Origin of the sequence: Sivoneniella epilithica UHCC 1019, from assembly GCF_040830845.1 — a bacterium.
Classification (GTDB): Bacteria; Cyanobacteriota; Cyanobacteriia; order Leptolyngbyales; family Leptolyngbyaceae; genus ULC077BIN1.
Genome location: NZ_JBFPDP010000004.1, coordinates 90,879 through 103,604, shown reverse-complemented (window position 1 = coordinate 103,604; position 12,726 = coordinate 90,879). Strand labels below are relative to the sequence as shown.

Here is a 12,726-nt window from a genome sequence, read left to right as displayed (position 1 = left end):
AGGAGAGCTAAAAAAGTGTCAAACCCAAAAGATGCTGGTGTAAAAAAAATACAAAATGAAGATAAAAACTTGCCGACTGACAAGATTTCTCAATCCAGAAATTCAGCGTGTTATCAACCAGGAGGCAGCAAATTCTTTGGACCTTTAGAAAATTCTGCGCCTTTAGAAGATCCTAAATTTATTTACCAATCTCCTATACAATTGCCCGTTATTGCAACCGATAATTCTCCTCAACTGTTGGCTAAATCTACTGATTCAATGCCACTTATGGCTGAATCAACTCCACTCAGTCCTTCATCCAATTTAGATTTAGCTTCTAGCTTCTCTCCTCTAGAGAAAACCGAAACTGACAAGAATTTATCTAATACTAGTAAGTTGCCATTGCTTGAAGAAACGCTTTCATTGTTAGAAGAACGTTTGGTGATTGATAGTCATAAGCGCAAAGTTGGAGAGGTAATCGTTCGTAAGGAAATTGAGACTCGTATTGTTGAGGTGCCAATTCGACGGGAGAAATTGATAGTAGAGCAAATTAGCCCAACCTTTAAGCAGTTAGTAGTAGTTGATTTAGGTCAAATTGATGAGACTGAATTTGATCAAACTGCTTCTATTAAAATGCCTCGGCTTGATACAACTGCTCATGAATTTGATGATGCGAATGCTGCAATTCAATTTTTGGAAGCGATCGCGGCTCACCCGGCTGAATCTCAACAACCGATACACATTAGCATTATGCTAAACAATAGAACTGACCAGCCTTTTAACTCATAGCTCCTATTGCCTGACCTGCCAACCAACCCGTTGTCCAAGCACTTTGGAAGTTGAAGCCCCCCGTAACGCCGTCAATATCTAAGATTTCACCTGCGAGATAAAGTCCGGGACATAGGCGACTTTCCATGGTTTTAAAGTCCACTTGATTCAACTTGATGCCACCACAAGTCACAAATTCCTCCTTAAATATGCCTTTGCCATTGATGGTGTAGTGTCCTTGAGTGAGTTCTTGAATCAGTTGATTTAGCGTTTTGTTTGATACATCTGCCCAACGAGTTTCATCTGGCACCATCCCAACGCTGACAATTAATCGTTCCCATAAACGGCGCGGAACAGGTACGGGGCAACTGGTAGCAACGAGCCTGCGGGAAAGCTGCGATCGCACTGCCATCATCTGTTCGCGCATCACCTCCGGGTTCATTTGAGGCAATAAATTAATTCGTAAATTGGCGTGGTATTGCTGTTCGTGCAGCGCTCTTGCTCCCCACGCAGACAGTTTTAGCACAGCGGGACCGCTCAAACCCCAATGGGTAATCAATAGCGCCCCCGTTTGCTTCAGCGAGGTTTTATCGGCGAACTGAAGCTGAAGTTGAGCAGAAGATACTGATACGCCCGCTAAATCGTCTAACCGGGGGTCTGTGACATTAAAGGTAAACAGGGAGGGAACGGGCGGTTCGATCGCGTGTCCCAGTGATTGGGCGATCGCGTAACCTTGCAGGTTGCTTCCCGTGGCTAGCAGTAGGCGATCGCTGTATATCCGTTCTTCTGACTTTAATTGAATCTCAAATCCGTTTTTATGACGGCTAACCTGCTGCACTTGAGCGCCCGTGTGAATTGCCACACCTGCCTTTTTTGCCGCCCACATCAAGCAGTCTACGATCGTCTCAGAATCATCTGTGGTCGGAAACATGCGCCCGTCGGGTTCGGTTTTGAGTTCCACACCTTGCTGTTGAAACCACTCTACCGTGTCTTTTGCCTGAAATCGGCTAAAGGCTCCCCGTAATGCTTTGCCGCCACGAGGATAGTTTTGCACCAGCAATGCCGGATCGAAGCAAGCATGGGTGACATTGCAGCGTCCTCCGCCCGAAACTCGCACCTTGGATAAGGGCTGACGGGCAGATTCTAGCAAAGTAACCTGTGTATGAGGATAGGCTTGGGCACAAGCGATCGCACCAAAAAAACCTGCTGCCCCCCCACCAATAACGACAATATTCATCAGAGGAATTTTATTGGAGAAACATTAAACAAATTCGCTATCTACCAAAAAGCCATAGCACAAAGCCACCAAAGAATCTGCCCGCCCATTCATCAAACATTCGTGCCGCGCACAGTCTAAACAGTTTGCCTGCATGGGCAACACTAGATCCATCGCTGGATATAGACTCACACCTTGATGAATAAAGGCTTGGGCTTCTAAGTCAGAAATGGTATTGCAAATTAGAATTGCCTGGTTGCTCCCCAACGCCGATCGCTGCTGGTTTAACCGTTGCAGCGTTGCGCCAAACCCCTCAGATTCATCTCGAATCGCGATTAATACTTTTTGGGCAAGGCTCGCGAAACAGTGGGGCTTTTCACTTTCAAAGAAATCTTTATATTGCAGAGTCAGTGTGCCATCTGGGTAATGTAGAGTGCGAATGCAGCGCAAAAATGGCACGGTAAACTGCTCATCTGTATCCAAGGCAACCCACCAGGATTTATGCCAAGCATAATGGGGTAGCCGTAAAATCTCTTGAATGTGGGGCGGTGGGAAGCCAACTTTTGCCAATAGCGCGATCGCTGGGGCTAAGGGCAAATGGTGGGCGATCGTCTGCATGTCAGATTCATGCTGAGTCAACCTTGCCGTTTCTTTGCTCTCACTCGTCCCACTATTCATGCTGGGGTCTAGCTGAGTTTGCACTTGCGCCAGCACACAGTGAATCGCTTCAACGTGTAAAATGCCATCTGCCACCACGTGATCGCCCATGGGTACGCTCACTTCACTGGCGATCGTCCCGATTCGTTCAGGCGGAATAATTGCCGGAATGCATTGAGTTAACAGACTTTTGAGCAATTTCAAATCCGCGATCGCCAGCGCCATCTGAATCTGATCTCGCACACTAACCGCTCTAGTTTTCTCGTTAATCGGATGAAATAGCGGATTACTCGGCATTGTAGGAACCCTACCCGCACTAGACAATCAACTGAAAAGTTCTAGTTAATTTCTTAGCTAGCTTACTTCGATGATAGATCCGATTATCTTCTCAGAACTGAATGGCATTACTTCAATTCCACTTGATTCTCTTAAGATTGCTCATTTGAACTCGCAACCTACTGGCTAACTCTAATCCTTGCGACAAGCCGCGATCGCATAAAACGGATCACCTCCCGACATGCCCAACCATTGCAACATCGCCGGAGCCTGCGATTGACGCGCAATTACTTCTGGTTTGCTGAATCCTGGCACCGCTTCAAAATAGCTCTTCACCAACGAAACTCGGCTAGCCTCAGACCCTTCCCGCCATGCCGCGATCGCCTTTTGATAAAACATCCGGTTAGAGAAACTAATAATCGCGATGCCGCCCGGTTTCAAAATCCGATGAATTTCAGAAAAAATGGCTTCAGGGTACTGAATATATTGCATGGACACCGTGTTCAAAACTGCGTCAAAAGATTGATCTTCTAAAGGCAACTTGGGATCTCGGTTCAAGTTTTGTACAAACGTGTGATTTAACCGCTGATTGCGAGCCAACTCCTCACCGTTGAGTCCATGCCCTTCCACATGGGCAAATTCCATGTCATCAGGCAAATGCGACACCCAACTGCTCATTAGGTCAAAAATTCGCGAGTTGGGCTTCAGTCGCTCTCGATATAAATCAGTCAGTTGTTGAATAAAACCATCATCCACATGGGTGACAAACCGAGGAGAGTCATAAAACTCGCTGTCGTCGGTATCGTCAAGCTTGGTGCGCTGATCGGGGTTAAGCAGAACCATAGAGCGAAGAGTGATTACAGAATAGTTATGAACTTATGTTAACAATTTGCGAGTCTGGAAAGACTGGGAGCCAGAAAGTAGGCAAAAGTTTTCAATTTGGCTAATTATAAGGGTTGTTTAGATTGAGCCTTTAAGCGAAAAATGCTTAGTTGCAAGGGCGATCGCGCAATTTAGTCATAATTTTTTTTCAGTTGATTCTTGGACATTGCTAAATCTGGGGATGAAATTCGTAGGGGCAATCCCTTGTGGTTGCCCTTCATCTCGGGCAGGGTAAGTCTTGTGCCATAGCTGTCAACTTAAGGAAATCCAAGGAAGTCAAGCAGAGGTTAAAGTCAAAATAGCTCTATTTGGCGTCCCCAGACAACAATGACCAAAGCTCATTAAAAGCGCGGGAAAGAAGAATTTCGACATTTTGTCTTCCCCCCTGCCCCGGCTTGCGAGGCAGGGGAAGAATGTTCTCGACCCCCACCAGCTTTCAGCCCGGCAAGTGTGTGATCTCTACCGCTGTCGTTGGCAGGTCGAAGATGCCTTTTTATTGACCAAACGACTGCTGGGGTTAGCGTATCTCTGGGTCGGGGGACGCAGTGGGCGCAAATTCAACTCTATGCCACTTGGTTTTTTATGCTGTCCTCAGTGACTTGTGCGCAGAAGTCGCAGTCGCTTTAAGGCAATTGCTAGAGTGCATCTCAATGGAAATGGTGTTTCGGTCGCTTTATCATTTTGCTCAAGCGAAACAACGAGATGCCGCGACCGAATGGATTCCCTATCTTGTCCGCTTTCAGCAGTCTTTTGGCTTGCTCAAAGCCCACACCCAGCGAGGGCGAAAAAATGACGCACTAGCGCTTGACATCTGGCTTCCTTCTTTTAGTTGACAGCTATGGCACAAGACCTATCCCTACAGTCAGAAATCATACTTACATTCAGCAATGCCCAGTTTTTTATGGTTCAAACTAAAAAACCTAGATTCTTTTTTCGCTTCTTTCCCTAAAAAACGCTGTAAATCTTTGGAACAGGCGAAAATGATGGGATATGTCCTGGATGTCTCTGTATGACCTGTTGCTTAAATCCTGAATGCCAGCAGCCGCAAAATGCTGATGATGCTGAGTTTTGCCTGAGTTGTGGTGCCAAACTAATTCCCATATTGCGAGGTCGCTATCGGGTCATGCGTCCGATTGGGCAAGGAGGCTTTGGCAAAACTTATTTAGCGATGGATAGCGATCGCCTTAACGCTCCGTGCGTCATCAAACAATTTTCGCCCCAAGTGAAAGGCACAAAGTCGTTGGATAAAGCCGTGCAACTTTTTCAGCAGGAAGCAGAGCGACTAGACGAACTGGGCGAGCATCCCCAGATCCCAACCCTGCTTGCCTATTTTGAGCATGACCAACGGCTCTATCTGGTGCAGCAGTTCGTTGAAGGTCAAACATTGCTGCAAGAAACCCTGCAATATGGGCATTTTGGTGAACGGCGAATTCGAGAAGTGTTGGTGGGCTTACTGCCTTTGCTCAAGTTTGTTCATGATCATCAGGTGGTTCATCGCGATATTACGCCCTCTAATATCATTCGGCGGGCAAGTGATCACAAACTGGTGCTAATTGATTTTGGGGTAGCAAAACTGCTGTCGGCAGAGACAACGGGGCAACCGGGAACCCGGATTGGAACGGAGGGCTACGCACCGATGGAACAATTGCGCGGGGGAAAAGCCTATCCAGCCAGCGATATTTATAGCTTGGCGGCAACCTGCATTTTTTTGATGACCCATGTTAAACCCGATGATTTATATGACCCGATGGAAGGACGCTGGCTATGGCGCGATCGCCTCTATCAGCAAGGGGGCAACATCAGTAACGCAATCGCTCAAATTCTTGACAAAATGCTGAAAGATTTAGTCAGTGAACGGTATCCCTCGGCGGATGCAGTCATGCGAGATTTGCGATCGGCATTGTCTCGCCCATCAGCCGGAGCATTGCCCAGTTCCGCTAATCCTTCTGCCTCACAGTCCCATCAGCCCACCTCCTCACCAACTGCTGGGCAATCTCGCAGCACTCCCCTCGCTCCAGTTGCCAGTCCTAGCGCTCCTTCTGGGCAAGTTCGCAGTCAATCTGGTGGGGCTGCAATCTCCAAACCCAGTGTGCCGGCAGGGCGCATATCACCTCCGCCCTCTAGCGGTCCAGGAAACCGCTGTTTATATACTCTGACTGGACATTCTCGCTGGGTCATGGCGGTGTGCATCAGTCCAGATGGTCAGTCAGTCGCCAGCGGCGGATTGGATGACGCGATCCGGGTTTGGAATTTGGAAACAGGCAGTTTAATTCAAACTTTGAAGGGACATACTAAACCCGTTAACTGCTTATCCATCAGTCCAGACAGCCGCATGTTGGCGAGTGGCGGCGACGATTACACGATTAAGCTGTGGAACCTAACCAATGGCAGTTTGCTGCATACGTTAACGGGGCACTCTAACGATGTGAAGTCGGTGGCGTTTTATGGCGTGGGTCACCTCCTTGCCAGTGGCGGAGAAGACCGAACCGCACGGATTTGGCAATTAGCAACAGGGGAATCTCTGCGGGTTTTTTCTAATACAGCAGGCATGATTCGATCGGTGGCGGTGAGTCCAGATAGCCAACTGCTGGCTAGCGGTGGATTGGATAACCAAATCAAGCTGTGGAGCTTAAAAACAGGAAATTTGATCCGAACGCTGCCCAGAAGCCACTTTGGCGCAGTGAATGCGATCTCGATCGCCCCCAACAGCAAAACCTTGATTAGCGGCAGTAAAGATAAAACGATCAAAATCTGGAACCTAACCACAGGTGAAGTGATTCGCACTTTCAGCGGACACACGGATTCAGTGAATGCGATCGCGCTTAGCACCGATGGCAAAACCCTAGTCAGCGGCAGCAGCGACACCACTATCCGACTATGGAACGTAGAAACAGGCGACCTAAAAGCCACTCTGAGCGACCACATCAGCGGCGTGAATGCCGTTAGCATCAGTCCCAATGGTTATCGAATCGCCAGCGGCAGTTCAGACAATACCGTAAAAGTGTGGCAAGTGAGATAAGGGAGACACACGTAGGAAATCAGGAGGTGGGCGAATATGTTTCACTCATCTCATTCTTATTGACTCCGCACTTGACAGTTTCCTATTTTCTACGTTATTAAACAGGTAGGCACTTGACAAAACTATGTGCTTTTTAAAAGCAAATTAGAGCTAATCCTTAGCATATTTGCTTCTATCTAATTTGAGGTGTTGTTCTATATATGCGGATTGCAACATAGAGAGTACGTGAACTGTCTCTACGTGTTGTGATGCCGTATATATAGGTCTGCATCTTGAGTTAGGTAGATGCAAATATTTTAAGGATGCAGACATCAAGAAGCGCAGCTTTTTATGCCCGCCCTTGATGTCTGTATACACTCAGTTTGCCAATTTTACTAACTCACGAAAGAGATTAGAAATGGCAATGAATACAAAACAAAGAAAAAGTAAAAGACAGCAGTTGATTGTGAGAGACGGTTCATGCTGCTGCTGGTGCAAAAAAACTTTAGCATCCACTGAACTGACGATTGAGCACATGAAACCCAAAAGCATGGGTGGAAAAAACGATCTTGAAAATCTGCGTCTTGCTTGTCGTCAATGTAATCGTGGTCGTGGCAATAACCCTGTTCCGCCGGGTTATTACCCTTCTTGGGAAGATATATTCTCAATTTTCCCTGTTCTATGTCAACAAAAGCGACAAAACTCATGACTCCCCGATCGCTGCAACTACCAAAATTCAAAAAAGCTTCTTTGCTACAACAGGCGTTGACCCATCGCTCGTATATCAATGAGAATCCAGCGCTGGAGGATAATGAGCGGCTGGAGTTTTTGGGCGATGCCGTGCTGAACTTTATCAGTGGAAACTTTTTATTTTGGCGTTATCCGAACCAAGCAGAGGGCAAGTTAACGATGTTGCGATCACAGCTAGTAGACCAAACCCAGTTAGCCAAATTTGCGATCGCGCTAGATTTGGGGAGTCAGATGCGATTGGGCAAGGGCGCAGACCGGGATGGCGGAAGGACGAATCCCAATTTATTAAGTAGTACTTTTGAGGCGATGATTGGTGCCTATTTCTTAGATTGCAACTCAGATGTTGCTAAAGTGCAGCAGTATGTGGAGCCATTTTTTGAGTCTGTGTGCGATCGCCAGACGGCGACAGCAGCGACCATCAACTTCAAAAGCCGATTCCAGGAATGGGCATTAGCAAACGGTAGCGAAAATCCTCAGTATGTGATTTTGTCAGAATCGGGACCAGACCACGACAAAAATTTTTGGGCAGAAGCTCAGGTGAGCGGCAAAGTTTATGGGCGGGGAATGGGGCACAAAAAGCAAGAAGCAGAAAAGAATGCTGCAAAAGAGGCATTAAAGAAATTAGGAATTCTGTGAATTGGGAAAGGAAGGAAAAAGATCTTTTCTTGCTTTCCCAATTCTCGATTGATTACTCGATTGCCAGAACGCCAAAGCTTCTGCCTACCCTTAACTTGCGCCCTGAATGGTCAAGACTGAGCAAGGCGCGTGATGCAGCACATAGTTACTGACGCTGCCGAGAAATAATTCTTTCAAGCCAGAGTGTCCTCGGCGACCTAGCATAATCAGGTCGGCGTTCCAGGTTTCAGCGAGTTTGCAAATCATATTTCCTGCATCTCCTGGGCTTTGAGTAAATTCAGCTTTCACCCCGGCATTTGCTGCCTGAGCGGTTAAGGCTTTAATGAATTCAAAATTGTCTCGCTCATAAATCTCCCATTGCTGGGCATAGTTTTTGATGGCTTCTTCTCTTAATGCCCCTTCATAAACACTGCCAGCACCCGGATAGAGGGGCACAGGATAGCTCTGATCGCTGGCAGATAAAACATGCAACAGCATCAATTCGCCATTGGATAGCTTTGCCAGGGCGATCGCCTCTTCCAGAATATGGTCATTGCTGCCAGTCGGGGTGATGGCAAGTAGAATTTTTTTGAACATAGAAATCTTCTGTATTAGAGTCTGAAATTTACTACTAACAAGATTAAAGAATAAATGTTCAAGGCTAACAACACATTAAGTTTTCTGGGAAAGCAATGCTTGACCAATCCAGCGATAGTCTTGCAAACTAATTTTGCCGTGGGGTGTAAATTGAATGCCTTCTGCTTCCAACAGCGATCGCTGCAAATAATCAGATCCATAGCGCTCTGGCGATTCGGAAATCTCACCTTTTGCATTGATCACTCGATGCCAGGGAATATCAGAATTTGGCGCAACCCGAAATAAGGCATAGCCTACCAGCCGCGCTCTTCCGGGCATATGGGCTAAATCTGCCACCTGTCCATAGGTTGCTACTTTTCCAACAGGAATTTGTCGGACGATCGCATAAATCGTTTCGTAAGCTGCCATTTCTTTAAAGCGATCGCAGCACTTCGCGCACCGCTTGCCCCACTGCTTGAAATCGGCTTTCGGGTAGGGCGATCAGTTGGGGCGGAAACACATAATACACATCGCCTTCATCGCTGACATCAAAGTTAGCATCAAACTCTTTCGCCCAACTGTCTAAATGGCGACGGGCAAGCATCGGTTCTAACCGAGCCGCCGCTGCAAAATCTAGCACGGTCAGCCGCCCTTGGCTAAGGCGCAATACCTGAAAGAAGCGATCGCGAATCGCGTAATGCTCTGCCTTAAAACCACTGTAGAGCAGCAAACCGCCGATTGCCATTGGAGCCAACCCAAAAAACACGAGCAGGGTTAATAGCACTGTCAGCAAAATGCCACCCGGATGAGCGATCGCCACTCCTAGCAGAATTCCGAGAGAAACCGTACCGCCGCTGACTAAGCTCAATCCACCAAGCAGTTTACCAACCTTGCCCCACATCTGACTCAACACTGCTACTCTCCTAGGCGATCGCGCTTATCTTCTCCAAAGTAGCGCGTCCTAGCTAAATTCGTGGCATCAAAAGGACAGTTTTTCACGTTTCCTCAAAACCCATCCTAAATAACCATTTCATCTGGAATGCTGGCACCTTTCAACACCACCACAATCCCGCTACGAATGAAAAACCCAAGATTTTCTCGTTCAGCTTCCTGCACATTGTCTTTATTCACAATTCGCACATTGCAGCCAATCCGAGCATTTTTATCAATAATGGCACGACGAATAATCGTGTCCTTGCCAATGCCCAAAGGCACATCCGCCGCAGAATAAATCATCGTGCCAGACTGACGCTCTGCTAAGGGTTGATAGTAATCAGCACCCATAATCATCGTGTCTTCAATCAGGCAACCCGATTCAATCCGGGTTCGCACCCCCACAACCGAATGATTAATCGAACATTCTTTCAAAATGCAACCCTCGGCAATCAGGGATTCTTTGATATTGCAATCTAGCAGTTTCGTCGGTGGCAGGTAGCGAGGACGAGTGTAGATGGGTGCTTTTTCATCATAGAAACTGAAGGGCGGCAAAGGCTGCTGGGTGAGCGCCATGTTCGCGTCATAAAAAGACTCGATGGTTCCAATGTCTTCCCAGTAGCCGTTAAATAAATACGCCTGAACGTTATGCTTCGTCGCCGCATCCGGAATGACTTCTTTACCAAAATCAGTTCGTTCGAGCGATTCTTTGAGAACCTTAATTAAGATTTCTTTCTTGAAAACATAAATCCCCATGGAGGCGATGTAAGGATTCTGCCTTGCATCTTCAGGGGTCAGTCCTAAAGCACTGGTATCCACCCGCATCTCAGTCAGCGCGTCGCCTTTGGGCTTTTCGCTAAAATCTATCACGCGCCCAGCACTATCAATTTTCATCAAACCAAAGTCAGAGGCGCGGCGCTCATCCATAGGCACAACTGAGATGGTGATGTCGGCGTTGGTTTCTTGGTGACGCTGCACAAACTTGCTGTAATCCATCCGATACAAATGGTCGCCGGATAGGATTAAGAACTCATCGACATTACATTCTTCAAAAAGAGAAAGATATTGCCGAACCGCGTCTGCTGTTCCTTGAAACCAGTTGGTGTTTTCAGGCGTTTGTTGGGCTGCGAGAACTTCAACAAACCCGTCATTAAAGCCAGTAAATGTATAGGAACGAGATAGGTGTCGATTGAGAGATGCGGAATTGAACTGGGTTAGAACGTAGATCTGATAAATTTCGGAGTTAATGCAGTTGCTCACTGGAATATCGATCAGTCGATATTTGCCTGCTAGAGGCACGGCTGGTTTTGCCCGCATTTTTGTTAATGGATAGAGACGGGTTCCTGCGCCGCCACCCAAGATAATTGCTAGTACTCGCTTCACAAAATAACCTCTCTGCCATTCCCTCACCACTAGTGTGATGCGGTATGGCTTCCTTGGCAAGGGTTAGATAATACAAGAATCGGCATTGCTGAATGTAAGTATGATTTCTGACTGTAGGGATAGGTCTTGTGCCATAGCTGTCAACTAAAAGAAGGAAGCCAGATGTCAAGCGCTAGTGCGTCATTTTTTCGCCCTCGCTGGGTGTGGGCTTTGAGCAAGCCAAAAGACTGCTGAAAGTGGACAAGATAGGGAATCTATTCGGTCGCGGCATCTCGTTGTTTCGCTTGAGCAAAATGATAAAGCGACCGAAACACCATTTCCATTGAGATGCGCTCTAGCAATTGCCTTAAAGCGACTGCGACTTCTGCGCACAAGTCATTGAGGACAGCATAAAAAACCAAGTGGCATAGAGTTGAATTTGCGCCCACTGCGTCCCCCGACCCAGAGATACGCTAACCCCAGCAGTCGTTTGGTCAATAAAAAGGCATCTTCGACCTGCCAACGACAGCGGTAGAGATCACACACTTGCCGGGCTGAAAGCTGGTGGGGGTCGAGAACATTCTTCCCCTGCCTCGCAAGCCGGGGCAGGGGGGAAGACAAAATGTCGAAATTCTTCTTTCCCGCGCTTTTAATGAGCTTTGGTCATTGTTGTCTGGGGACGCCAAATAGAGCTATTTTGACTTTAACCTCTGCTTGACTTCCTTGGATTTCCTTAAGTTGACAGCTATGGCACAAGACTTACCCTGCCCGAGATGAAGGGCAACCACAAGGGATTGCCCCTACGAATTTCATCCCCAGATTTAGCAATGTCCAAATAAACACTCCGTGAAGGTTTAGGCAAGCCATGAAGGTTTAGGCAAGGATCAAAGACATCAGATCTTCTGCCATTTCAAAGTTGGCAGTCACGCTTTGCACGTCGTCTAAATCCTCCAAGGCATCCATCAACTTTAGGACGCTGCTTGCCTGGTCAGGATCGGTGACCTCCAATGTGTTGTTGGGAATCCAACGTAGGTCTATTTGAGTGACCCGATAGCCACCCTCTTTCAAAGTTTGGCTGAGGGTTTCCAGGTTGACGGGGTCGGTGAAGGATTCAGCAAGAGTGCCCTCATCAGTTTCCACCAGTTCATAAGTGTCTGCGCCGCCTTCTAGAAAGACTTCTAGTAAAGCTTCTTCATTAATCTCGGTGGTCACCTCCGATCGCCGTCCTTTCCCCGTTTTCACTGAAGCCAACGACACTTCCACAAAGCCTTTTTGGTCAAACATCCAGCCGACGCAGCCCGTTTCTCCTAAGTTGCCACCGTTTTTACTAAACGCCACTCGCAGATCAGCCGCCGTCCGATTGCGGTTATCGGTGAGGGCTTCAATTAAAATGGCAACTCCCCCCGCGCCATAGCCTTCATAGCGAATGGCTTCTAGGGCAGCGTTGTCTCCCAGTTTGCCAGCACCTTTGGCGATCGCCCGATCAATGTTGTCGTTGGGAATTCCGGCGGCTTTGGCTTTGTCGATCGCGGTTCTGAGTTGAAAATTACCCGCCGGATCGGGAACGCCACTCCGAGCGGCAACAATAATTTCGCGAGAAATTTTAGTAAACACTTTGCCCTTCACGGCATCGACTCGCGCTTTTTGGCGTTTGATATTTGCCCATTTACTGTGTCCTGCCATAGCTCGATCGCAACCTAGCGCTTATTTCAAC

General features: G+C 47.5%; 12 protein-coding genes and 2 pseudogenes. 5 read left to right on the top strand and 9 right to left on the bottom strand.

Going from position 1 to position 12,726, the window contains the following annotated elements; genetic code table 11:
• Positions 1 to 15: 15 nt before the first annotated feature.
• On the top strand, positions 16 to 768 hold the full coding sequence (locus AB3R30_RS04115) for a DUF2382 domain-containing protein (protein WP_458647872.1): 753 nt from the start codon (positions 16 to 18) through the stop codon (positions 766 to 768).
• Here AB3R30_RS04115 and AB3R30_RS04110 read toward each other — a convergent pair.
• The 3 genes from AB3R30_RS04110 to AB3R30_RS04100 all read right to left on the bottom strand — a co-directional run bounded on the left by AB3R30_RS04110 (position 758) and on the right by AB3R30_RS04100 (position 3,739).
• The gene (locus tag AB3R30_RS04110; RefSeq protein WP_458647871.1) at positions 758 to 1,984 is read right to left on the bottom strand and encodes a BaiN/RdsA family NAD(P)/FAD-dependent oxidoreductase; all 1,227 of its coding nucleotides are present in this window, start codon (positions 1,982 to 1,984) and stop codon (positions 758 to 760) included. The genes AB3R30_RS04115 and AB3R30_RS04110 overlap by 11 nt on opposite strands.
• Positions 1,985 to 2,008: 24 nt before the next feature.
• Complete coding sequence (locus tag AB3R30_RS04105; protein WP_458647870.1) at positions 2,009 to 2,917, bottom strand: hypothetical protein; 909 nt, start codon at positions 2,915 to 2,917, stop codon at positions 2,009 to 2,011.
• Positions 2,918 to 3,088: 171 nt separating this feature from the next.
• Positions 3,089 to 3,739, bottom strand: a complete 651-nt coding sequence (locus tag AB3R30_RS04100; RefSeq protein WP_458647869.1) for a methyltransferase domain-containing protein — start codon at positions 3,737 to 3,739, stop codon at positions 3,089 to 3,091.
• A gap of 451 nt (positions 3,740 to 4,190) precedes the next feature.
• Here AB3R30_RS04100 and AB3R30_RS04095 point away from each other — a divergent pair.
• The 4 genes and pseudogenes from AB3R30_RS04095 to rnc all read left to right on the top strand — a co-directional run.
• Positions 4,191 to 4,611: pseudogene (locus AB3R30_RS04095) on the top strand (IS4 family transposase); the annotation flags it as partial.
• 176 nt (positions 4,612 to 4,787) lie between these two features.
• Positions 4,788 to 6,797 (top strand): protein kinase domain-containing protein, encoded by a 2,010-nt coding sequence (locus AB3R30_RS04090; RefSeq protein WP_458647868.1) that lies wholly within the window; start codon positions 4,788 to 4,790, stop codon positions 6,795 to 6,797.
• A 397-nt stretch (positions 6,798 to 7,194) separates the two neighbouring features.
• Entirely contained in the window at positions 7,195 to 7,485 is a 291-nt protein-coding gene (locus AB3R30_RS04085; protein ID WP_458647867.1) for an HNH endonuclease, read from the top strand.
• Complete coding sequence (rnc, locus tag AB3R30_RS04080) at positions 7,458 to 8,162, top strand: ribonuclease III (protein ID WP_458647866.1); 705 nt, start codon at positions 7,458 to 7,460, stop codon at positions 8,160 to 8,162. The genes AB3R30_RS04085 and rnc overlap by 28 nt, the downstream gene beginning before the upstream one ends.
• A 90-nt stretch (positions 8,163 to 8,252) precedes the next feature.
• Here the strand turns inward: rnc and AB3R30_RS04075 are convergent, their stop codons facing one another.
• The 6 genes and pseudogenes from AB3R30_RS04075 to AB3R30_RS04050 form a co-directional block, all read right to left on the bottom strand.
• On the bottom strand, positions 8,253 to 8,738 hold the full coding sequence (locus AB3R30_RS04075) for a universal stress protein (RefSeq protein ID WP_458647865.1): 486 nt from the start codon (positions 8,736 to 8,738) through the stop codon (positions 8,253 to 8,255).
• 75 nt (positions 8,739 to 8,813) lie between these two features.
• Entirely contained in the window at positions 8,814 to 9,146 is a 333-nt protein-coding gene (locus AB3R30_RS04070; RefSeq protein ID WP_458647864.1) for an MGMT family protein, read from the bottom strand.
• A 4-nt stretch (positions 9,147 to 9,150) separates the two neighbouring features.
• Positions 9,151 to 9,630, bottom strand: coding sequence for a hypothetical protein (locus tag AB3R30_RS04065; protein WP_458647863.1), 480 nt, complete (start codon positions 9,628 to 9,630; stop codon positions 9,151 to 9,153).
• A 104-nt stretch (positions 9,631 to 9,734) separates the two neighbouring features.
• Positions 9,735 to 11,033: a glucose-1-phosphate adenylyltransferase gene (locus AB3R30_RS04060; protein WP_458647862.1), complete on the bottom strand. Its 1,299-nt coding sequence runs from the start codon at positions 11,031 to 11,033 to the stop codon at positions 9,735 to 9,737.
• A gap of 140 nt (positions 11,034 to 11,173) precedes the next feature.
• Positions 11,174 to 11,594 (bottom strand): annotated as a pseudogene (locus tag AB3R30_RS04055) (IS4 family transposase); the annotation flags it as partial.
• A 291-nt stretch (positions 11,595 to 11,885) separates the two neighbouring features.
• The gene (locus tag AB3R30_RS04050; protein ID WP_458647861.1) at positions 11,886 to 12,695 is read right to left on the bottom strand and encodes a YebC/PmpR family DNA-binding transcriptional regulator; all 810 of its coding nucleotides are present in this window, start codon (positions 12,693 to 12,695) and stop codon (positions 11,886 to 11,888) included.
• Positions 12,696 to 12,726 lie beyond the last annotated feature (31 nt).

Excerpts from the sequence above, each read along its gene's own strand:
- AB3R30_RS04110 (WP_458647871.1), bottom strand. The coding sequence starts at position 1,984 with ATGAATATTGTCGTTATTGGTGGGGGGGCAGCAGGTTTTTTTGGTGCG.
- AB3R30_RS04105 (WP_458647870.1), bottom strand. The coding sequence starts at position 2,917 with ATGCCGAGTAATCCGCTATTTCATCCGATTAACGAGAAAACTAGAGCG.
- AB3R30_RS04100 (WP_458647869.1), bottom strand. The coding sequence starts at position 3,739 with ATGGTTCTGCTTAACCCCGATCAGCGCACCAAGCTTGACGATACCGAC.
- AB3R30_RS04090 (WP_458647868.1), top strand. The coding sequence starts at position 4,788 with ATGACCTGTTGCTTAAATCCTGAATGCCAGCAGCCGCAAAATGCTGAT.
- AB3R30_RS04085 (WP_458647867.1), top strand. The coding sequence starts at position 7,195 with ATGGCAATGAATACAAAACAAAGAAAAAGTAAAAGACAGCAGTTGATT.
- rnc (WP_458647866.1), top strand. The coding sequence starts at position 7,458 with ATGTCAACAAAAGCGACAAAACTCATGACTCCCCGATCGCTGCAACTA.
- AB3R30_RS04075 (WP_458647865.1), bottom strand. The coding sequence starts at position 8,738 with ATGTTCAAAAAAATTCTACTTGCCATCACCCCGACTGGCAGCAATGAC.
- AB3R30_RS04070 (WP_458647864.1), bottom strand. The coding sequence starts at position 9,146 with ATGGCAGCTTACGAAACGATTTATGCGATCGTCCGACAAATTCCTGTT.
- AB3R30_RS04050 (WP_458647861.1), bottom strand. The coding sequence starts at position 12,695 with ATGGCAGGACACAGTAAATGGGCAAATATCAAACGCCAAAAAGCGCGA.